The organism is Litoribacter ruber, from assembly GCF_018500185.1.
Taxonomy (GTDB): domain Bacteria; phylum Bacteroidota; class Bacteroidia; order Cytophagales; family Cyclobacteriaceae; genus Litoribacter; species Litoribacter ruber.
The window spans coordinates 1-20,948 of the sequence record NZ_JAHBGI010000003.1 but is presented as its reverse complement, the minus strand read 5'-3'; the positions used below and the strand labels follow the sequence as shown (position 1 = coordinate 20,948).

At 42.7% G+C, this 20,948-nt stretch carries 13 protein-coding genes; 7 read left to right on the top strand and 6 right to left on the bottom strand.

Features of this window, described 5'->3' with window-relative positions; genetic code table 11:
- Nucleotide 1: 1 nt before the first annotated feature.
- From KIH41_RS04550 to ccoS, 6 genes are all read right to left on the bottom strand, one after another.
- Nucleotides 2-430: a FixH family protein gene (locus KIH41_RS04550; RefSeq protein WP_214161687.1), complete on the bottom strand. Its 429-nt coding sequence runs from the start codon at nucleotides 428-430 to the stop codon at nucleotides 2-4.
- Between the two features lie 101 nt (nucleotides 431-531).
- Nucleotides 532-1,926 carry a cytochrome c oxidase accessory protein CcoG gene (gene ccoG, locus KIH41_RS04545; RefSeq protein ID WP_214161686.1) on the bottom strand — a complete coding sequence of 465 codons (1,395 nt, stop codon included), beginning with the start codon at nucleotides 1,924-1,926 and terminating at the stop codon, nucleotides 532-534.
- 108 nt (nucleotides 1,927-2,034) lie between these two features.
- Entirely contained in the window at nucleotides 2,035-2,919 is an 885-nt protein-coding gene (locus tag KIH41_RS04540; protein WP_214161685.1) for a cbb3-type cytochrome c oxidase N-terminal domain-containing protein, read from the bottom strand.
- Entirely contained in the window at nucleotides 2,916-3,101 is a 186-nt protein-coding gene (locus tag KIH41_RS04535; protein ID WP_246538959.1) for a CcoQ/FixQ family Cbb3-type cytochrome c oxidase assembly chaperone, read from the bottom strand. The genes KIH41_RS04540 and KIH41_RS04535 overlap by 4 nt, the downstream gene beginning before the upstream one ends.
- 31 nt (nucleotides 3,102-3,132) lie before the next feature.
- Nucleotides 3,133-5,337 carry a cytochrome-c oxidase, cbb3-type subunit I gene (ccoN, locus tag KIH41_RS04530; RefSeq protein WP_214161684.1) on the bottom strand — a complete coding sequence of 735 codons (2,205 nt, stop codon included), beginning with the start codon at nucleotides 5,335-5,337 and terminating at the stop codon, nucleotides 3,133-3,135.
- A gap of 30 nt (nucleotides 5,338-5,367) precedes the next feature.
- Entirely contained in the window at nucleotides 5,368-5,565 is a 198-nt protein-coding gene (gene ccoS / locus KIH41_RS04525) for a cbb3-type cytochrome oxidase assembly protein CcoS (RefSeq protein ID WP_213944154.1), read from the bottom strand.
- Between the two features lie 178 nt (nucleotides 5,566-5,743).
- On the opposite strand from ccoS, the gene KIH41_RS04520 reads away from it, so the two are divergent.
- The 7 genes from KIH41_RS04520 to KIH41_RS04490 all read left to right on the top strand — a co-directional run.
- Nucleotides 5,744-7,144, top strand: coding sequence for an MBL fold metallo-hydrolase RNA specificity domain-containing protein (locus KIH41_RS04520; protein ID WP_214161683.1), 1,401 nt, complete (start codon nucleotides 5,744-5,746; stop codon nucleotides 7,142-7,144).
- Between the two features lie 127 nt (nucleotides 7,145-7,271).
- A complete protein-coding gene (locus KIH41_RS04515; RefSeq protein ID WP_213944156.1) occupies nucleotides 7,272-7,982 on the top strand; it encodes a Crp/Fnr family transcriptional regulator in 711 nt (236 codons plus the stop codon).
- Between the two features lie 130 nt (nucleotides 7,983-8,112).
- Nucleotides 8,113-8,934 carry a hypothetical protein gene (locus KIH41_RS04510; protein ID WP_214161682.1) on the top strand — a complete coding sequence of 274 codons (822 nt, stop codon included), beginning with the start codon at nucleotides 8,113-8,115 and terminating at the stop codon, nucleotides 8,932-8,934.
- 5 nt (nucleotides 8,935-8,939) lie between these two features.
- Nucleotides 8,940-11,375, top strand: coding sequence for a heavy metal translocating P-type ATPase (locus KIH41_RS04505; RefSeq protein ID WP_214161681.1), 2,436 nt, complete (start codon nucleotides 8,940-8,942; stop codon nucleotides 11,373-11,375).
- Between the two features lie 21 nt (nucleotides 11,376-11,396).
- Complete coding sequence (locus tag KIH41_RS04500) at nucleotides 11,397-13,202, top strand: hypothetical protein (RefSeq protein ID WP_214161680.1); 1,806 nt, start codon at nucleotides 11,397-11,399, stop codon at nucleotides 13,200-13,202.
- Between the two features lie 446 nt (nucleotides 13,203-13,648).
- The gene (locus KIH41_RS04495; RefSeq protein WP_214161679.1) at nucleotides 13,649-18,844 is read left to right on the top strand and encodes an MBG domain-containing protein; all 5,196 of its coding nucleotides are present in this window, start codon (nucleotides 13,649-13,651) and stop codon (nucleotides 18,842-18,844) included.
- A 404-nt stretch (nucleotides 18,845-19,248) separates the two neighbouring features.
- On the top strand, nucleotides 19,249-20,948 hold a 1,700-nt coding region (locus KIH41_RS04490; protein ID WP_214161678.1), incomplete at its 3' end, for an MBG domain-containing protein.

Sequence of the window (20,948 nt, the reverse complement as noted above, 5' to 3'; positions counted from 1 at the left end):
TTTAGCGGAAGTTTAGAGTTTCTTCGGTGTAATATTCCTTGCCATCGGCTTGCCAGTTTATCTTCACTCGATAGAAACCAGCCGGTAATTTGTCGACTTCCACAGCTTGATGGAAGTTTTCATCCAGATCTACTGCTTTTTCCAAGTCAAACTTAGAATCAGAAGGGCGGAAAATATGGATATTACCCTCGATTATGGGAAGGGGAGGGAAGCTGATCAGTACCTTGTTGCTTTTATACTTTATCGCCACAGGAGTTTCCAACTGCTTGTTGTTGCTTATTTTGTCAATCTGCTGTTGAAACTTAAGTTCCTGTTCGTAATAGTTTTCAGTAACCAGATCTATGTTTTGCTGAAAGCTTTTGACCACCATGAAAATCATGAAAGCGACAAAGCAGGTAAAGAAAATTGCGATTCCGTGTCCCCAGTTCATATTGTTGTTATTTTACCTTACAAAGGTGCGGCAAAATAAGCGGGTAGGTTATGAGGGGTGTCACGGAAAAACCTGATTTATATCAGGTTTTTCCGTGCTGGCTATCTGCCTATGAACTTGGTTTTTACCTTTTTGAGTGGTCGTCCCGCTTCGGTAATCTGAAGTACAACCTGTTGGGAGAGGCCGCTCATTTCTCCTTCGTCCATATAGATAAATAAAGCACCTTCAGCCGTGCCCTGGGCAGGAAGGGTTATCTGTTTTTTTCCCACCAAATTTGATACACCAGTTAAACTTTCCATTTCCAAAATCATCTCCTTATTGGTTTTGTTAATGATTTTGTAGTTATAAAGATTGCTTACTCTGCCATCTTCATGGCTTTGTGGCATCATGCCTGGAGTTCTTAATATGGTAGCATCGATTTCCGTCCTTATGAACAGCAGGCCGGTAAGCAAAGTGGAGATAACTATCAAAACTACCGTATAGGCTATGCTTCGGACGTTCCAGTGGAAGCCGCTTTTGCCTTCTGCTATGTTTTCTTCTGAATCATAGCGAATAAGGCCTTTTGCCAATCCCACGTTATCCATGATGCTATCACAGGCATCGATACAAGCTGTGCAGTTGATGCACTCCAGTTGGGTTCCATTACGGATATCGATACCCGTAGGACACACACTGACGCAGAGGCTACAGTCTACACAGTCGCCTTTCAAGGAGGCTTGCCTGTCTTCGTTTTTGCGGAATTTTCCCCGGTTTTCACCTCTTTTATAATCATAGGCAACTACAATGGACTTTTTATCCAAAAGGACGCCTTGAAGCCTTCCATAAGGACAAACATTGGTACACACCTGCTCTCTGAAAAACGCAAAAACCCCATAAAATGCTCCTGTAAAGGCCAGTATGGCAATAAATCCCGATAAGTGCTCTGTAGGTGGCTCGGTAATGATTTTGAGCAATTCTTCACTTCCAATTATGTAAGCCAAAAACGTATTGGAAATTAGAAAAGAGATTAGGAGAAATATGAGGTGTTTAATGCCTTTTTTCCAGACCTTTTCCGCATTCCATTCTTGCTTGTCAAGTTTTTTTCTAGCGGTCCAATCTCCCTCAATCCAGTACTCAATACGTCTGAAAACACCCTCCATGAAAATAGTCTGCGGGCATATCCACCCACAAAAAATCCGACCATATACTACTGTAAATAGGACTACGAAAACCACTATAACGATCATCGCCAACCCAAACAGGTAAAAATCCTGTGGCCAGAAAATTTGGCCAAAGATGATAAATTTCCTTTCCAGGATATTGAGCATCAAAACCGGCTGCTCATTGATCCGAATAAATGGCCCGGCGAAAAGGAGGATGAGAAGTATAGAGTTGACCACATGCCTGCAGTTGGTGAACTTTCCTTTAGGCATTTTGGGGTACAGCCATACCCGCTTGCCGGATTGGTCCACTGTGGTGATCTTGTCACGAAAATCTGTTTTCTCGACGGTCTTCATGGTGTTTTCCTTGGCTTAATAGGTAGGGTGGTTGTTGGGTTGTGAGGCAATGGAGAAAGAAATAGGACCGAAGGCGTGGTCAGTCGCCCCCGGCCCAAAAAAATGGGTTTATTGTCTGATAAACTCGTCACCTTCCGGTGCCTTGGCATTTGCAGGCTCAGTGCCTTCCTTGCTCATGATATAGCTGGTTACCATCTGGATCTGTTCCGCGGAAAGTTGGCCTTTCCAGCTGATCATACCCTTGGAAGGTACACCGTCGCGGATTACCTTGAAGATGTCGCCAACTTCACCGCCGTGTATCCAATAATTGTCTACCAAGTTAGGTCCTACGGTGCCCTGAAGTTCCTGCCCGTGACAGGCTCCACAGTTCCCATCGTAGATGCTTTTACCCTCCGTTAAGCTTTCTTCATCGGAGAGGAAAGTAACATTGGTCTCGTTAAGCGCGCCGCCGATGGATTCGAAGTAGGCATCAATTTGAGCTTTTGCTGTGACCATTTCATGTTCGTATTCCTCAGCCTGCAATTTCCCCCATCCGAAGATGTGATAGTTGGCCATATAGAATACAGCAAATACGATGGTCACATAGAACATGGCTTTCCACCAAGGAGGAAGACTGTTGTCCAGTTCACGAATGTCATCATATTCGTGGTCAGTCATGACCTCAAACTCGCGCTCTACCGGTACGGCATCAGTAAGTCTATATTCCAGTCGTTTCCAGAAACCAACCTGTTCAGGGATGATACCCATCTCTGCTGCTTTCTGCGCATCGATTACTTTCTTCAGGGCATAGAGCGCATAGGCCAGTCCCAATAGGGCCAACACCACAAATCCGGCCATGAATATCACCGCTCCCAGCATCAGGTCTGCTGAAGTCCAGCTGGTATAATCCAGCGTCGGAGTGGCTTGCGCAAATGCGGAAAGGGTAGGCAGGGTCACCAAACCTAGGGTGAATGCGGCTCCTTTGTTTATCTGTTTTAAAGAAGGTCTTTTCATGGTAAATCTATTTTGTTACCAGTCTCTGAATAGGTTCCGTCTTCATCAAGTGGTAGATTCTCTACACCCGAAAAGAATTCTTTCTTGGTATAAAATGCCCACAGAATAAGTGTAGTGAAGAATATGAAGAAGATGAGCAGGGAGATCATGGGATAGATCTCTATCCCGATGATTGAATCCATATGTTGTTTTACAAATTTGAGCATGGCTGTATTATTTAGCTGGTTCTATGTGATAAGGTTTAGCCACTTTGCCTTCTGGGTTGATGTCGGTACCCAGTCTTTGCATGTAGGCAATTAAGGCGATGATTTCTCTATCGTTTTTAACCTCAATTCCGCTTTTAGCAAGGTTGGCTGTGATTTCATCAGCTTGCAGGTACATGTCGGCCACAGCCTGGTTTTCGTATCCCTCGGGATAAGGTACACCCAACCTTCTCATCACATTGATCTTGGCTTCCGTGCTGGCTACATCTATGTCCTTTTCAAACAACCAAGGGTAGCTTGGCATGATTGAACCTGGTGACATGGACTCTGGGTCGAGCATGTGGTGATAGTGCCAGCTGTCCGGATATTTCCCGCCTAGCCTTAGGAGGTCAGGGCCCGTACGCTTTGATCCCCATAGGAAGGGGTGATCGTATACGAATTCCCCTGCTTTGGCATATTCCCCATAGCGTTCGGTTTCGCTTCGGAAAGGCCTTACCATTTGGGAGTGGCAGTTGTTACAGCCTTCTTTGATGTAGATGTCCCTGCCGTGGAGTTCCAGAGAAGTATATGGTTTTACACTTTCAATTGTAGGTATGTTGGAATCGATCAGGAAAGTAGGAACCATCTCTACTGCCCCGCCGATCATGATTACGATCAAGGAACCAACTAGCAATTGGACAGGCTTTCTTTCAATCCATCTGTGCCAGTGCTCGCCTTTATGCTTCACATAAGTATCGCTCAATGGCGCTGCCTCTGCTTCTTCGTTTTTCAGGAATGACCCTTTTTTGGCGGTTTTGTAAAGGTTATAGCCCATGATCAAAGCACCAATGATGTAGATGGCTCCACCACCTGCTCTTAGCGCATACATCGGCTTCAGCTGGGTAACCGTCTCCAGGAAGTTTGGATAAGCCAAAAGACCTTCTTGGGTAAACTCCTTCCACATCAAAGACTGCGTAAATCCAGCCCAGTAAAGCGGAAGAGCATAGAAAAGGATTCCAAGTGTAGCCAGCCAGAAGTGGGTGTTTGCTAATTTTTTGGAATAAATCTCTGTTCTGTAAATTTTTGGGAAAAGCCAGTAAAGCATACCAAAAGTCAACATCCCGTTCCAGCCCAGACCACCGATATGAACGTGAGCCACTGTCCAGTCGGTAAAGTGAGAAATTGCGTTTACATTTTTAAGGGAAAGCATTGGCCCTTCAAAGGTGGCCATACCGTAGGCTGTGATTGCCACAACCATGAATTTCAATACTGCATCCTCTCTTACTCGGTCCCAAGCACCTCTTAAGGTCAATAGACCGTTGAGCATACCGCCCCAGCTAGGCGCTAAAAGCATGATACTGAATACCACCCCTAGAGACTGGGCCCAGTCAGGAAGTGCATTGTAAAGCAAGTGGTGTGGACCCGCCCAGATATAAAGGAAGATCAGCGCCCAGAAGTGGATAATGGATAACTTGTAAGAATAAACCGGTCTGTTGGCTGCTTTTGGCACAAAATAGTACATCAAACCCAAATAAGGTGTGGTCAGGAAGAATGCTACAGCATTGTGGCCATACCACCATTGTACAAGGGCATCTTGCACACCAGCGTAAAAGCTGTAACTTTTCATAAAGCTGATTGGCAACTCGAAAGAGTTTACGATATGCAAAACTGCCACAGTCACAAACGTACCGATGTAAAACCAGATGGCTACATACAGGTGTCTTGTTCGTCTTTTCACAATGGTAGCAAACATGTTCCATCCAAATACCACCCAAATCAGCGTGATGGCAATATCAATCGGCCATTCCAGTTCAGCGTACTCTTTGGAAGTAGTGAATCCAAGTGGAAGTGTGATGGCTGCGGATAAAATGATCAGCTGCCAGCCCCAGAAGTTTATCCGACTAAGCATGTCGCTGTACATTCTGGCCTTACAGAGCCTCTGCAGGGAATAGTACACCCCGGTAAAAATACCATTGCCCACAAACGCAAAAATCACCGCATTGGTATGCAGGGGCCGGATCCGCCCAAAGGTGGTGTATTCGGTGTTGAAGTTTAAGGCGGGAAATACGAGTTGTAGCGCCACCAAGAGACCTACCAACATGCCGACCACGCCCCATATCATGGTGGCAATGGCAAACATTTTGACAATTTCGTTGTCGTAAGAAAAGCGATCCAGTCCCAGCCTGGATTGCCGGTCACTGTTTGGCCTTTCAAGAATTGCAGCTTCCGTGCTCATAGAGATTAATTTATTGATGGTAAAATGTTTCTATTTTTTATGGTTTGATGATGGTGTGCTCGGGGAGGACTTGTCTTTGGCCACTGGTGCTTTGTCATCAAAAAGCATCCTTACGGCCGGTGTGTAGTCGTCTTCAAACTGTCCACTTCCCGTGGCCCAGAAAAAGGCAAACAGAAACCCGAAGGCTACCAAAATGCTTATGATGATCAGGACAAATAGTGCACTCATGATTTTTAGATTTATCAGTCATGCAAAATTGGAGGAAGATGTAAAGTTTTATTATGATGGTCATCAGAGAGAAATATGACTTTTGTCAGGTTTTAAAAAATAATAGTTAACTTCCTTTGCAGTACATTATCATGTGGTGAATCCACATTTGGGAAAAGATTTTTATTCAAAATTAGATATGGACGTAAGAGTAAAGTTTCTGGGTGGTGCCAAGTCGGTAACCGGGTCAAGGTATTTATTGGAGATTGATAGCTTAAAGGTTTTGGTGGATTGTGGTATGTTTCAGGGCCTCAAAGAGCTGAGGGAAAGGAATTGGGAAGAATTCCCGGTAGACCCCAGCACCATCGACATGGTCTTGCTGACCCACGCACACATCGACCACAGCGGCTATTTGCCAAAACTGGTAAAAGATGGTTTTTCTGGGCCCATTTATGCCACCGACGCCACTATTGAGGTAGCCAAAATCCTGCTCAAGGATGCCGGAAAACTGCAAGAAGAAGAGGCTGAATACGCCAGGAAGAAAGGCTATTCGCGGCACGAAAAACCTGAGGCTCTTTTCACCATTGAAGAAGCAGAGAGGGTGTACCCCCTGTTTCAATCCATCCCTTTTGAAAAGGAAACCTATTTGACGGAAAACATTGTCTTAAAGGCATTCAATGCTGGCCACATTCTAGGAGCCGCAATTTTTAAGTTAAGACTGATAGGTGAAAACCAGGAAAAGAAAATTGTGTTTTCTGGTGACCTGGGCCGTTTTCATGATCCAGTGATGTTTCCTCCAGTGACTTTACCGCATGCAGATGTTTTGTTTTTGGAATCCACCTATGGAAACAGGCAAAGTATTTCGTCCAAAGCTGAAGAGCAACTTGGTTTGGCCATTAGGGAAACCTTCCGGAATGGTGGGGTGGCCCTGATCCCCGCGTTTGCTGTGGGTAGGTCACAGATGGTGCTTTATTATCTGCATAGGCTTCAGATGAAAGGGAAAATCCCCCAAATTCCCATATACATCGATAGCCCGATGGCCATAGATGTGACCAAACTCTATGTAGACTTTCCCCAATATCACAAACTAGGGCCAGTCTTCGATGAGCCAGGTGCAAATCCCTTTCAGCATAAAAACCTACATTATTATACCAGCCAAGAAGCCTCTTTGACCCTCAACCATATTAAGGGCGACGCGATAATTATCTCTGCAAGTGGCATGGCTACAGGGGGTAGGATTTTGCATCACCTTTACAATAGGCTTCCCAATGAGCAGGATAGTGTGATATTTGTGGGATATCAGGCAGAAGGCACAAGGGGCAGAAAGTTGCTTAATGGGGAGCCGACTGTGAAAATGTATGGAATTGATGTTCCGGTCAAAGCCAAAATCCATTATGTGGAGGGACTGTCGGCCCATGCCGATCAGTCGGAGTTGATAGAATGGGTGGATGGCTTTACCAACAAACCAAAAATTACCTTTCTTATACATGGTGAGGAGGAGCCCGCCCAGGTTTTGGCAGACAAGATCAAAGAGGAGTTTGGCTGGCAGACCATAGTGCCGGATTATTTGGAGTCCTTTGAATTATTTAAGGGGATTTGAACTAAATTAATTATATTTAACTTCAGAAATTTCCCTTGTCGGTAGAGTTGGATGCTAAATAAAAGATAAAATAGTATTTAACTCTAAATAATAATATCTTTGTCGGATTGTAGAAACTATTGCCATTATGAGTTTTAAAAAAGCGCCAAAAATCAGCTGTGAAGATTGCAAAAGCCGTGGAAGGTCCCTTTTCGGGGTTCTGTGTTCACATGAGGTAGCCCAAATTTCTGACGCCAAATCCTGCACCAATTATAAAAAAGGGCAGGTTTTATTCCATGAAGGTACACGACCACTAGGGGTGTTCTGTATCAATAACGGAAAAGTCAAAGTTTATAGGCTAGGCGCAGATGGCAAAGAGCAAATCATGAAGATCACCAAAGAAGGTGATGTGCTTGGGTATAAGGCTATGATAGGGGAGGAAACATATCCTGTCACTGCTGAGACGCTTGAGGACTGCACCATATGCTTTGTTCCAAAAAACGATTTTTTATCCTTACTAACAGACAACCCCAATTTCAACAAGAAGCTTCTTCAGGCCGTTTGCCAAGAAATTGGCGTAATGTCTGAAAAACTTACCAACCTAGCCCAGAAATCTGTACGTGAGAGACTTGCCATCACTTTATTGATGCTTAAGGACACTTATGGCATTGATGGTGACAAGGAACCCGTGGAAATCAACCTGACCAGGGAGGATTTAGCCAATATTGTGGGTACGGCTACGGAAACCCTGATCCGACTACTTCACGATTTTAAGGAGGAAAATTATATCAGCACCAAGGGCCGAAAGATCAAGGTGGAGGATGTAAAAGGCCTCGTAAGGGCTGCCGGGCTGTATTGATACCTCAAATTACCTGATATAAATCAGTTTTTTCTTTGATGACCATCATATAATAGGTTGCAGGTAATCCTGACATTTGCTATTGGTACCGTGGGTACGGTTCCGACGTAGCGAAAAACAGGGAGAACTAATGAAGCGGATAAAAATCATCATTGGATTTGGGGGAAAACTAGACCATAAAGAAATTGACTTCATCTTTAAACTCATACCCAGAGAGGAAGTGCTCTTTGTGGGAGCTGTAGTCAATGATCTCATTGGTGGAAGTGAAATCCCGCCTTGTCAATCAGGCAAATGTGACAAAGATGCCTGCAGACAGAAAAAGGAAAATGAAGCCAGAAAATCCTGGTACCGTTATCTTGGGGAAAATTGCAAAAAATCCCATTGTAAATACACCATCCATAAAGAAGACGGATGCTCATCCACAGAACTGATGCGGGAAACGCATTATGCTGACTTGATGATCATCAACCAAGAAACCTACCGAGGCCAAGTCAAAAACGAAGCAGGGGACCAGGTTCCTTTTAGGAGCCTTTTGACCCAGTCGGGTTGTCCCGTTTTGGTCATTCCGGCCAATACTATGGAAATCGACCAGGTAGTCATGACTTTTGATGGGAGCACCCGGGCCATGCATGGCATCAAACAATTTAGCTACCTGCTATCAGAATTGGGCCAAAATCTACCCGTCACGGTTTTAACCACCTATTGTGAAGAGGGGCCTTCCGCTATGGAGGAAAAGCTTTTCATCGAATACCTCAAGCAACATTTTCATAATCTGGCTTTGCATAAGCTCAGCGATGAAACCGAGCATACCATTTATACCGCAGTTGGTTTAAATTCCAATACCCTAATGGTGGTCAACAACCCATCTCCTGAGAATCTCACCGTGTTGGGCAACTTGCTCAATAGTGATGATTCGATCGTGCCATTTAAGCTTTATACCCAAACTGTTTGAGATTGATGATTGAGGAAGTAAAGGTGAAAAGCACTTGTTACCACTGTGGAGAAGACTGTCAGGATGCACCAATCAAAGCTGATGACAGAGAATTCTGCTGCCAGGGATGTTTTGCCGTGTATGATTTGCTGCGGGGCAATGACATGGTAGATTACTATGAGATGGAGAAAACCCCCGGGTCCAAAAGAGTGGAGGAGCACGGTAACCGTTGGGCATTTTTGGACAATGAGGAGGTGAAAAGGTCGCTGTTGTCTTTTTCCGACGCCCATATTAGCAAGGCAACATTCTATATTCCGGCCGTTCATTGCAGTTCCTGTATTTGGCTGTTGGAAAATCTACATATTTTAAATAATAACATTAGACAGGCCACGGTAAACTTCACCAAAAAGGAAGTTGCCATCACTTGGCAAAACGAAAATTTGTCTTTGCGACAGCTGGTCGAGTTGATAAGCAAATTGGGATATGCTCCGGATATCAGTCTGAATAAGAATGAGAAAGAGGTAAAGACTGACAGGAGTTTCTATTACAAAATCGGAATCGCAGGGTTTTGCTTTGGTAATATCATGATGCTTAGTCTACCCGAATATTTGGATACCAAAAATCTTGTAGACCCAGAGTATCAGGTATTCTTTACTTTCCTGAATTTGATTTTGGTGCTTCCTGTGGTGTTTTATTCCTCTTGGGATTTTTACAAATCCGCATGGAACGGTCTGAAGTACAAGTACCTCAACCTCGACTTGACGATCGCGTTGGGTATTTTGACCATTTTTGGCAGGAGTGCCTATGAAATGATCACCCTTTCCGGAGCTGGATACATGGACAGCTTATCGGGCCTGGTGTTTTTCTTATTGATAGGAAGATGGTACCAAAGCAAAACCTACGAAGCCTTGGGCTTTGAGCGGGACTATAACAGTTACTTCCCTGTAGCCGCCACGGTGGTGAAAGAAGGAAAAGAAGAAACGGTTTTGCTAAAAGACTTGCAAGTAGGTGACCGCATTTTGGTTCGTAACCAAGAGTTGATTCCTGCAGATGCCAAACTGATGAAAGGGGAGGGCAAGATTGATTATGCCTTTGTGACTGGGGAATCGGATCCGGTAAGCAAGTCCAGTGGAGATTTCATGTATGCCGGAGGCCGTCAGACAGGTGGAATGATAGAGGTGGAAATCCAAAAACCTGTGGAAAGCAGCTATTTGACCCAGCTGTGGAACCAAGAGGTGTTTAAAAAGTACAACCAGTTTCAACTTACCGAAGTGGTCTCCTCTCTGAGTAAGCGTTTTACTTATTTTATTATAATCCTTTCCATCATCACGGCAGGATACTGGTATTTTCAGGATGCTTCCAAAATCTGGAATACAGTTACGGCAGTATTGATTGTTGCCTGTCCTTGTGCATTGGCCTTGGTGATTCCCTTTTCTTTTGGCAATGTACTTAGGGTTTTGGGCAAGTGGGGATTCTATATGAAAAGCTCCGACTCGGTGGAGGCTTTAGCGACGGCGGATACAGTGGTCTTGGATAAAACCGGCACAATTACCCAAAAAACCAAAGGCAAGCTGTCTTTTGAGGGACATCTTTCTGCCAAAGAAAAAAGTCTGGTCAAGTCCATCGTCCGTAATTCCACTCACCCTTTAAGCCAGATGATCAATAATCATTTGGATGAATATGCGCTTGTAAAAGTTGAGGATTTTGAAGAAATAAGTGGATCGGGCTTAAAGGCCTACTTTAATAATGAAGTCATAAAAATTGGTTCGGCCAAGTGGGTAGGGGCAGAAAAGCCAGACGGTAAACAAACGCGGGTTTATATTTCTCTAGGAAATGAGGTGAAAGGCTATTTTGAATTTGTGCCTCAATATAGAGAAGGACTTTTAAACCAGCTTGTGCAGCTCAAAGACGCAGGGATTAATCTACATCTTCTCAGTGGAGACAACGACCAAGAGAAGGAGACGCTCAGCCCATATTTTGATGAATTAAAATTCAACCAGCAACCGATGGAAAAGCTGGAATATATAAGAAACCTGAAATCACAGGGCAGAAAAGTAATCATGATCGGGGATGGATTGAATGATGCTGGAGCCCTTCAGGAGAGCCAATTGGGGATTAGTGTGAGTGATGATATCTATCATTTTAGCCCGGCCTGTGATGTAATTATGGATGCCAAGAGCTTTCCCAAGCTGCAGGATGCAATGAAACTTGCCAAAAGCAGTATGAAAGTGATCAAAATTGCCTTTGTGCTATCATTTCTATATAACATCATAGGATTAAGTTTCGCTGTCACAGCCCAACTTAGCCCCATTGTCTGTGCTATTCTGATGCCGCTGAGCTCGGTGACCATCGTTGGCTTTGTCACGGGGGGTATTCGCTGGTGGGCTTCCAAGTTAGAGAAACCCAAAACCCGCGTGATACAGAAAGATTGGCAGACATCAATAGTACCACAAACCACTTAATTATTAACCTTTATTGAAATTATGAGTAGTAACACCTTCAAACATACTTTCCATATCCCTGTGATGGGTATTGGATTTACCATTGACACACCTATCCGAGTGGCTCCTTACGGGATATCCTCGGCCATGTCACTGGTGGATGATATGCTTATCGAGCGGATGCGGGAGTTTTATAGTGAAAAAATGAAAGTGCCATTTGAGGCCATCACCAAAAAAGTAGATGATTTCAGGGCAAAAAGAATAACCGCCTACCTCAATTTAGTAGATGAGCTGGTGGACCGTAAATTCCAAGAAATTAAAGACTCTTTTGATCTACAGGAAGGGGAGTGTGAAAAATACCTAAGGATGCTTCCAAGCTCATTCCAGGAGCAATTCAAGCAACTCTTAGCAAGCAAGGGCAAAATGGAAAAGCAAGTATGGGACTGGGCGAAGCAGCAGCTGGTCAAGGGTAGCATCGATGTGAATATCATGACTAAGCTGGATAAGGACAATTACGTCAATGATGAAAAATTACCTGTAGAATTTAATGATGCACATGCAGCCCTGCGGGGTTATGCGTTGAGCAATCTTGAAAACAGTAGCATTATTCTTTCAGCTGGAATGAACCCAAGACTTTACAGTTACCTGGAGAAATTTGAGGATTTCTTTCCTGATGAAGAGGGTAAGCTGAAAAAGAAAGTGACGCTTAAAGTAAGTGATTTCCGTTCTGCTATGATCCAAGGTAAGTTTCTAGCCAAGAAAGGTATTTGGGTTTCCGAATACAGGATCGAGTCAGGACTTAACTGTGGAGGCCATGCATTTGCCACCGATGGTTACCTGATGGGGCCTATTTTAGAAGAGTTTAAGTCGAAGCGAGCAGAACTGATAGATACAACCTGGGATCTTTTAACGCAGACCTGGGAGAAAGCAGGGAGAAGTTTCCCTGCTCATAAGCTTCCCCTTAAGGTAACCGCTCAAGGTGGAGTTGGGACATCTGAAGAGCATGAGTTTCTGATGAAAGAATATAACCTGGATTCCATAGGATGGGGCACGCCCTTTTTATTGGTTCCAGAGGCGGTCAGTATAGATGAACCGACCATGGAGCTACTGAGCAATGCTAAGGAGGATGACCTGTATTTAAGCAATATTTCACCATTGGGTGTGCCTTTTAATAATATAAAGGGCAATACTGAAGATATAGAAAAACAACGGCTGATCGACAAAGGTAGGCCAGGCAGTTCTTGCCCTAAAAAATATGCATCGTTAGATACTGAATTTACTGAAAAAGTGATCTGCACCGCTTCGCGTCAATATCAACAGCTTAAGCTGAAGCAACTCGAAGTAAAGGAATTGGAACCTGCCCAGTATCAAAAGGCCTATGATAAGATCACGGACAAAGCCTGTATCTGCAAAGCCTTAGGGACAGCAGCCTTGGTGGAAAAGGGGATGGAGACTAAGAAAGAAGGGTCGACAATTGCCATTTGCCCAGGACCAAATATGGCTTATTATTCGGGAAAAAGGACGTTGGAGGAGATGGCGGACTATATTTATGGTCGTGGAAGCATTGGAGAAAGAAAAGATCGGCCTTTCATCTTTGTAAAAGAACTGACTTTGTATGTCAATTATCTAAAGGATAAATTGAGTGAATTGGAAGCCCCCATCACTTCAAAGCAGGCAAAATATTTTGCTGATTTTGAAAAAAATCTCCAGGAGGGAATAGCTTATTACCATAACCTGCTTTCTAGGGTGGAAGATAATTTAGGTTGGAAAAAGGAGGTTCTTTTTAAGGCGTTTGAGGAATTAGGTAAAAAGATAGATAGATTGGATTTGAGTGAAGTAAAGATTTAAATTAATAGGCTCCAGAGTTTTGATACCACTAGGTAACCATACCTAGTGGTATTATTTGTAAATGCTTTCAAACTACCTATGGCAGGTTATAAAACCGTGTAAATTTTTTTAGTCGTTTATTTTACGTAATATTCATCTGTTACTATTTTATTTTCAGCTTTTGAATTATATATTTAAGAGTGAATTCACTTTTTAAGAGAGTATCTGATTACCCTTTCCATTACCCATTCTAATTTTTGAATCTCGAGGATCATATCCTCTATTTAGTTTGGACTCCAGAAGTTCATTTTGCGGACACTTGGTTTTGTAGGTTAATTCCTTCAAGATAAAGTTTTGTGTGCAGGAAAAATGATGGTCCAATTGGTTTGTTGAAGTTTTTTTCGACCATAGGTGGAGTAGATTGCTCCAGTCCGTGAAGGTTTATTTCATTTTTTACCCAAAATCAGATGACTAGAAATTTTAAAACAACTCAACTTAAGCAATCTCTATTGCTTTGGGCGGGATTCATGCTATCCTGCTTAGCTGTTTCAGCCCAATCTATTGAAACAGAAAAACCAGATTATTTGCCTGGTGATACCGTGGTGATGACAGGAAGCGGTTGGCAACCGGGGGAATTAGTAGAGCTAAGCATAGTGGAAGTTCCAACTGAACTTCCGAATATGATCATTAGGCTTATTGCGGACAGTGATGGAAATCTGTTTTCTAAAGAATTCATTACCCAAGAACATCATTTAGGCAAGGCTTTATTTATTGAAGCAAAGGGGAATATGGGTGGCAAAACTGACTTTCATTTTACTGATGCCTCTTTTTCATCAGCCAAATCAGGACCTTGGAATAAAGGCGAGACATGGGGGCACCCCGGCAACGACGTGGAGGGATCAGGCTATCCTGGAGCCAAGGATGTGGCCACAATTTTAAATGGTCATGCGGTGACCTTGTACGAAGATGCCTCTGCCTTGCGGGTAACCATATCTGGTAATGTTGAAGGAACCACAAAAATTGACCTTAACGGTCATCATTTGAGAGCCGTGGAGTGGATAACCCTGGCAAGTAGTAATTCTGCTTTACGGAGATGCGAGCTTCATATTAACGGAGGTACTTTGACCACAGTCCAAGTAAATGTCAATACTCTTAATAATGGCTTTTCAAAAGTTTACCTACTTGAAGGGAGGGTGAATACTAATATTTTCCGCATTGATTCCCATTATTCAAACGCATTCATCAGAGGATGGTCAGAGTTGGAAATAGGGGATGAGGGGGTATTAGATGTAACCGGGAATTTCATCAGAACTGGAACGGGAGATAGTAAAATTTTTGCTTCAGAAAATAGCCATGTTCTGTTTACAGGATCTCAAGGTCAACTTTTGAGACTAGAATTCGGGTATGTTTATGGAAATGTGAAAATCATAAGTAATGGTACCGTGTATGTGAGAGACCATATTACTCCTGAAAAGGTTAAAGGAAATATAACCATTGAAAAAGGGACTTTTTTTGTAGAAAACAATACCTCTATCTCAGGTCAACCAGGAAAGGTTTTTCATCTAAAAGATGGAACGAGGCTTAGACTTAACGGTCATTGGGCTAATTCATTTCCTACAGTAATTATTGATAAAAACAGCACGGTTCAATATGCCACAGGAACCCAAAATATAGGGGCAATTTCTTATGGAAATTTGGAGGTAACAGGGTCAGGAAATAAATACCTTACCGGTACCACAACTGTGCAAGGTAGATTTTCTATTGGTCTCAATTACTCATTTCGACCAGGAAATCATAATTTGATTCTGCAGGGAGATTTTTACAATAATGGAATATATTACCCTGAATCATCAACCGTTACTTTCAGTGGCAACTCTAGCAAACAAACGTTATCAGGAAGAGCGACTACCTTTAACAACATTGTAATTGACAAGGAGGATGGTGAAGTAGAGCTGGGAAGTAATAATATTTCCATCAATGGATTATTAGATCTTAAACAGGGAAAGATTATCACTGGTATGCATGAAGTTAGGGTGAATGGCGCTGCTAATATTGCAGGCGGTTCTGCTTTATCCTATGTAATCGGAAACTTAAGAAGACTAATTTCACCCACTAGGCAGCAGTATGATTTCCCAATCGGAACCGCTTTGGGATTTACCCCCTCCTTAGTGAAATTTTATGAATTAACAGGTTCAGGGTCCGTTTTAGGTAAATCTATAGATGGGCCACATCCCTATGCTGCAGATCTGGGTTTTGACCCCATACTTAACCGCCATTGGGAATTTGAGAATGAGGTAGATGGATTTAACAATTTTGATCTTTCACTGGCTTTTTTGCCGGCCGATATGAGTGAAAATTCCAACTACAATAATTTTATGGTGGGTAAACACAACGGATCCTTATGGTCATATCCAGCAGTTGGTAATAAAACCCAAAGTAGCATTCAGGTGACAGGGTTAACCTCCTTTAGCAGCTTTGCTGTTGGAAGCGGGCTTGTAGTTACAAAAACTACCGTTGTAAACCCTGCCCCTATAAAGTACGGTTCCCAAAGCGTCTTCCTATCAGCCAAAGTGGAAAGACAAAGTAATTCGGCTCCTATTGAGGAAGGTAGTGTTGACTTTTTTGTTGATGAAATTAAGGTCGGTACCTCCAATGCTATAATAGGAGGGGAAGCAATTTTGGAGTTTAATCCATCTCTATTAAAAGTTGGAAATTATCAAATTAAGGCTGTTTACAGTGGGGAGGGTATGATTGCCGAAAGCTCAACTGATGTTGAAGGAGGTGGGGTTTTGGTAGTGGAAAAGGCTGATTTACTAATTAGGGTCAAAGACCAAGTAAAAATCTATGGGGAGACTTTCAGTTTTTCGGAATCAGATTACCTGTTGGAAGGCTTAGTAAATGCCGATAAGGTTAATTCAGTGTCTCTTTTGAGTATTGGAATGGATGCTGCCTCGAGTGTAACCTTAGAAGGGGAGGCCTATCCTATTATGGCCAATGCCGCCCAGGGAGAAGGGTTAGAAAATTATGATATTCAGTATTTAGATGGGCGTTTTTCGGTAACTGCTAAACCTATCGTATTACATGCAACAGATCGAATAAAGACTTATGGAGAAGAACTTGATCTTGGAACAGGAGCTTTTACTGTTGAGGAAGGAGCCTTGGTGAATGAGGATATAATCAAAGGAGTGAAGCTGGAAAGTATGGGGGCTTTAGACACAGCATCAGTTGGGAGAAGCTATCCTATAATAGCAAGTGAGGCAGAAGGGGTTGGTCTTGAAAATTATGACATAGAATACAAGGAGGGTATTTTGGAAGTGAAGATAGTACCCCTTATTGTCAGTAATTTATATAAAGTTAAGAAATACGGTGAAGTTTTAGATGAAATAGATTTTGCGGGAAGTATTACGGGAGTAGTAGCTGGAGACCAAATTACTGTAAATAGAAGTAGTACCGGTGAAATTGAAAGTGCATCTGTTGGAGTTTATCCTATAGTTGGAACCCTTGCGGATCCCAACAGTAGGCTTGGCAATTACATTGTAACAAATGAAAATGGTCTACTGACAGTTGATCCTGCATCCCTTACAGTTGTGAATAATGCTAGGTCGAAAGTATACGGTACCATCTTATTAGAAGCGGATTATACTGGGAGTATCAGCGGTATCCAGGCGGGCGATGACATCACAGTAACCAGAAGTAGTGTTGGTGAAGTTGAAGGAGCGGATGTTGGAAGTTATCCAATAGTGGGAGACCTAAAAGATCCGAATGACAGACTGTCCAACTATTTAGTAACTTACGAGAACGGTATGTTGACAGTGGACCGGGCGGCCCTTACTGTAGTTAACACTGACCGAACTAAAGAATATGGTGTAAGCCTGTTAGATCCTGATTTTATGGGAAGCATTAGTGGTATCCAGGCTGGTGATAATATCACGGTTACCAGAAGCAGTGTAGGTGAAGGTCAGAATGCAGATGTGGGTACCTATTCCATTGTTGGGGCACTTGTAGATCCGGACAGTAGGCTTGTGAATTATGAAGTAAGCAATGCTGATGGAACCCTAACGGTGACGCCTGCTACTACCTCTATATCAGTATCTAATGCGATTTCAGACTGCGGAAAGAATATTAAACTGATTGCAACGGTGTCTTCTACAGCCCTTTTCGAGGTCAACAAAACAGGGGGTAGGGTAGAATTTATAAATGGTGAAAACTTGATTGGATTTGTGGAGCCAACAGTAGTGACCAATGGTAAATTTGAAGGTGCCTTCTTACATAATTTTAATGCCGGTGGGGAATATAATATCCAAGCTGAGTTCATTCCTAATTCTGGTAATCTTATTGGATCAATTACCACAAACCCAGCCACAGTCACGGTCTTAAATTCCACAGTAACCTCAAGCGTAGCTGAAAACAGAAATGGAAATGTGGTGATATTTGACGGGGCGGCAATTTCATTAGGATTGCCTTCTATAACAACCTTGACTGCCTCTATCGCACCAGTCAATGCGGGAGTAACATATAAGTGGTCGTATTTTGAGAAGGGAGTCTCTAAACAACTTTTAAGCACATCAAATTCACTTCAGGTAAATGGATCTGGTGACTTTGTAAGAGAGTACATGGTTGAAATGTCCAGCAATGGGGTTTGTGTGGCAAGTGCGATGTTTAAGGTAATTTCGGTAGAGGCATCCTGCGGCAATGACAACAATAAAGTTCAAGTCTGCCAGATTCCTTCAGGAAATCCTAATAACCGCAAAACTATATGTGTGAATGCTAATGCAGTGAGTGCGTTACTTGCCAACTCGGAGTCCTATATAGGAAGCTGTGATGTTTCTTACAGAGTGGACGAGGGGGAAAATGTGCAACCGGAAGGTGAGCACCAAACAGCCGAAATGATTAATGTTCGTTGGAATACTCCATTTGAAGATCTGCAGGTTAAACTCATTGAGATAGGTAAAACCATTAATAAGGGATCGGCACCGGTGAAATGGTTTAGCAATGATTACGATCCATTGAGACCTGGGGTCTATCAGATTACTGGTGAGTATGCGGATCACAACGGTAAAGGCACCAACATGATAATAGTTCCGACAATTGTATCTGACAAAGCCATACCAACTGATATTACCGTTAGTAACTTGCAGATCGCGAATAACATTTCTACTGGTGAAATCATAGCAAATATAATGACCGTAGATGAAATGGACGATATGCATGAATATAAGATAGAAGATGCAATAATGGAAAACAGTTTCTTTGCAATCAGAAATGGTAAACTGATCTGGAATAGTTCTGAATTAGCTAAACAAAGACCGTTGTATCAGATACGCTTATCAAGTACGGATAGGGTTGGAAATACTATTTCACGAAACTTCACGCTACATGTCGAGAATTCAGGCTTTGCGGACATTGAGATTTTCAACACCTTCACTCCTGACAATGACGGGGTTAACGATACTTGGGGTGTACCGGAACTTAAGACGGTTGTCAAGGGGAGAATTACTGTTTACGACAGGTTCGGTAGGCAGGTGTTTCGATCGGTTGATCCGATTGACCGTTGGGACGGCAAGGCTAATGGTGTGGACCAACCGGTAGGCGCTTACTTCTTTGTCATCGAAAGCGGTCAGGGAGAGGTAAGAAGAGGTACTTTGAATTTGTTGAGGAAATAAAAAGGCAAAATATGGCAGGTGGCGAAGGCTATCTGCCTTTTTTGTTTTCGGTGAGTGGAACCATAGCCCCAAAAAAGGTAATAGAAAGAATTAAATTTTTTAGGTACGGTAATAAGAGTAATTTATTATTAATTGTTGTTAAAATTATATTCAAATTTTTTTTGACTAAATTTCTCAAAAGTGCGGCTCGGTAAAGTAATAAATTAGGTAATTTACTTTGGTTAATTTAGCCGATTGAAATTTTTTAATCGGCTTTTATTCAATAAAACGTATTTTATACTTCTTTTTTTGCTTTTTAAAATATATTTTTGTCAAGAATTCTTCTTACTTTTTTTAAGAAGGCTCCAGGTGACATTTTTAGGGCCACCGCTGTAAATCAACACTTTCCATAACTTTCTATTGACATGAGAAAACTTTTACTCCTGTTTACCTGCATCGCATGGGTTTCGACCACCTATGCCCAAATGCCGGCCCCAACGTATCCGGCCGGCAGCGAACCCACGGTAGTCTCTGATAAGGATGATTATGCACCCGGGGAGGTCGCGATTATTTCGGGGTCGGGTTGGACTCTGGACACCTCCGTCAGGATCCACATCGAAGAGGAACCCCATTATGATCATCATAATGACTTCAATGTTGCCGTGAACCCTGACGGGACATGGAGATTGGAGTTTCCCATTGATGAAAGGCATTTAGGGGTAGCTTTTCATTTGGAAGCTACTGGAAATGTCACAGGTTATTTGGCGGAGACTTTTTTTACGGATGCAAATGTAAGGTTTTCTACTTCAGGCCTTCCTAATGGGGTGAATGTTACTGTAGAATATTCAGGCACAGCACCAGGACCGACTCCTGTAAACAGTTCGGTAACATTTTCTACAAGTGGTTCAGGTAATTCTGGAGCTATAGCTTTAATTGGCAATTTGATATTTTCATTTCCTGCCTCTTTATCAGCGGGAGGAAATACTTATATTTTAATTGGAACAACTCCCAGCTCTCCTGCTAATGTGCCTGCAACAGGGAATTTTCCGATTGTAGGAAATTACGCTCTTCAAACAGGTAGTGAAGGATCAATTGGTTCAGTTTCAGTTGCTCCACAATCATCTACAGTTGTTTTTGGATCTTCTAATTCAATAGATTTCGTGGTTACCTCAGTTAGAGCTTCTAACGGTAATGTTAATGGTACTTATACTGTAAATGGTTTTCCTTCTGGTGTATCGGGTGTTTTTGATCAACCTACTTTTAATTCTTCCGGAAGTAATGCTTTTCCAGGTTCAATCTTAACAGTTTCGGTACCTAATAATGTAAATGCCGGTTCCTATCCTTTTACAGTTACTCTATCTACGGAAAATTCTGGATCTGGAGTTGCAGAAGGGATTTTGGTAATTGATAAAGCTCCAACTACTACTACCGTATCAATTAACGGCGGTCCGTTCACTTACACGGGATCAGCAATTGAACCAGCTACGGTAAGTGTAACAGGTGCCGGCGGGCTGAACCTGACTCCAGAAGCTTCTTATGCGGACAATGTGAATGCGGGAACAGCAACAGCAAGCTATAGCTATGCAGGAGACAACAACTACCTTTCATCTTCTGACAGTGAGGAATTCACTATTGGCAAAGCAGCTACAGTTACGACTGTAACCATCAACGGCGGTCCTTTCACTTATACTGGTTCGGCAATTGAGCCTGCTGCTGTAAGTGTAATTGGAGCGGGTAATCTAAGTCTTTCCCCAGATGCGCTTTATGATAACAATATCAATGCGGGGACAGCTACAGTTAGCTTTTTCTTTGAAGGAGATAATAATTACGAGCCTTCTTCAGACATCAAGACTTTTATAATCGGAAAAGCTAGCCTTACGGTAGTGAATACAGACAGAAGCAAGGTATACGGTATTACCCTTTCAGATTCTGATTTTGCGGGAAGCATCAGCGGTGTGGTTTCAGGAGATGACATTACTGTTACCAGAAGCAGTGACGGTGAAGGCCAGAATGCTAACGTTGACACCTATGCGATAGTTGGAACCCTTGCGGATCCAAGCGATAGACTTGGCAATTATACCGTAAGCAATGAGAACGGAACCTTGACTGTGACACCTGCTGCCCT

Excerpts from the sequence above, each read along its gene's own strand:
- KIH41_RS04550 (WP_214161687.1), bottom strand. The coding sequence starts at position 430 with ATGAACTGGGGACACGGAATCGCAATTTTCTTTACCTGCTTTGTCGCT.
- ccoG (WP_214161686.1), bottom strand. The coding sequence starts at position 1,926 with ATGAAGACCGTCGAGAAAACAGATTTTCGTGACAAGATCACCACAGTG.
- KIH41_RS04540 (WP_214161685.1), bottom strand. The coding sequence starts at position 2,919 with ATGAAAAGACCTTCTTTAAAACAGATAAACAAAGGAGCCGCATTCACC.
- KIH41_RS04535 (WP_246538959.1), bottom strand. The coding sequence starts at position 3,101 with ATGGATTCAATCATCGGGATAGAGATCTATCCCATGATCTCCCTGCTC.
- ccoN (WP_214161684.1), bottom strand. The coding sequence starts at position 5,337 with ATGAGCACGGAAGCTGCAATTCTTGAAAGGCCAAACAGTGACCGGCAA.
- ccoS (WP_213944154.1), bottom strand. The coding sequence starts at position 5,565 with ATGAGTGCACTATTTGTCCTGATCATCATAAGCATTTTGGTAGCCTTC.
- KIH41_RS04520 (WP_214161683.1), top strand. The coding sequence starts at position 5,744 with ATGGACGTAAGAGTAAAGTTTCTGGGTGGTGCCAAGTCGGTAACCGGG.
- KIH41_RS04515 (WP_213944156.1), top strand. The coding sequence starts at position 7,272 with ATGAGTTTTAAAAAAGCGCCAAAAATCAGCTGTGAAGATTGCAAAAGC.
- KIH41_RS04510 (WP_214161682.1), top strand. The coding sequence starts at position 8,113 with ATGAAGCGGATAAAAATCATCATTGGATTTGGGGGAAAACTAGACCAT.
- KIH41_RS04505 (WP_214161681.1), top strand. The coding sequence starts at position 8,940 with ATGATTGAGGAAGTAAAGGTGAAAAGCACTTGTTACCACTGTGGAGAA.
- KIH41_RS04500 (WP_214161680.1), top strand. The coding sequence starts at position 11,397 with ATGAGTAGTAACACCTTCAAACATACTTTCCATATCCCTGTGATGGGT.
- KIH41_RS04495 (WP_214161679.1), top strand. The coding sequence starts at position 13,649 with ATGACTAGAAATTTTAAAACAACTCAACTTAAGCAATCTCTATTGCTT.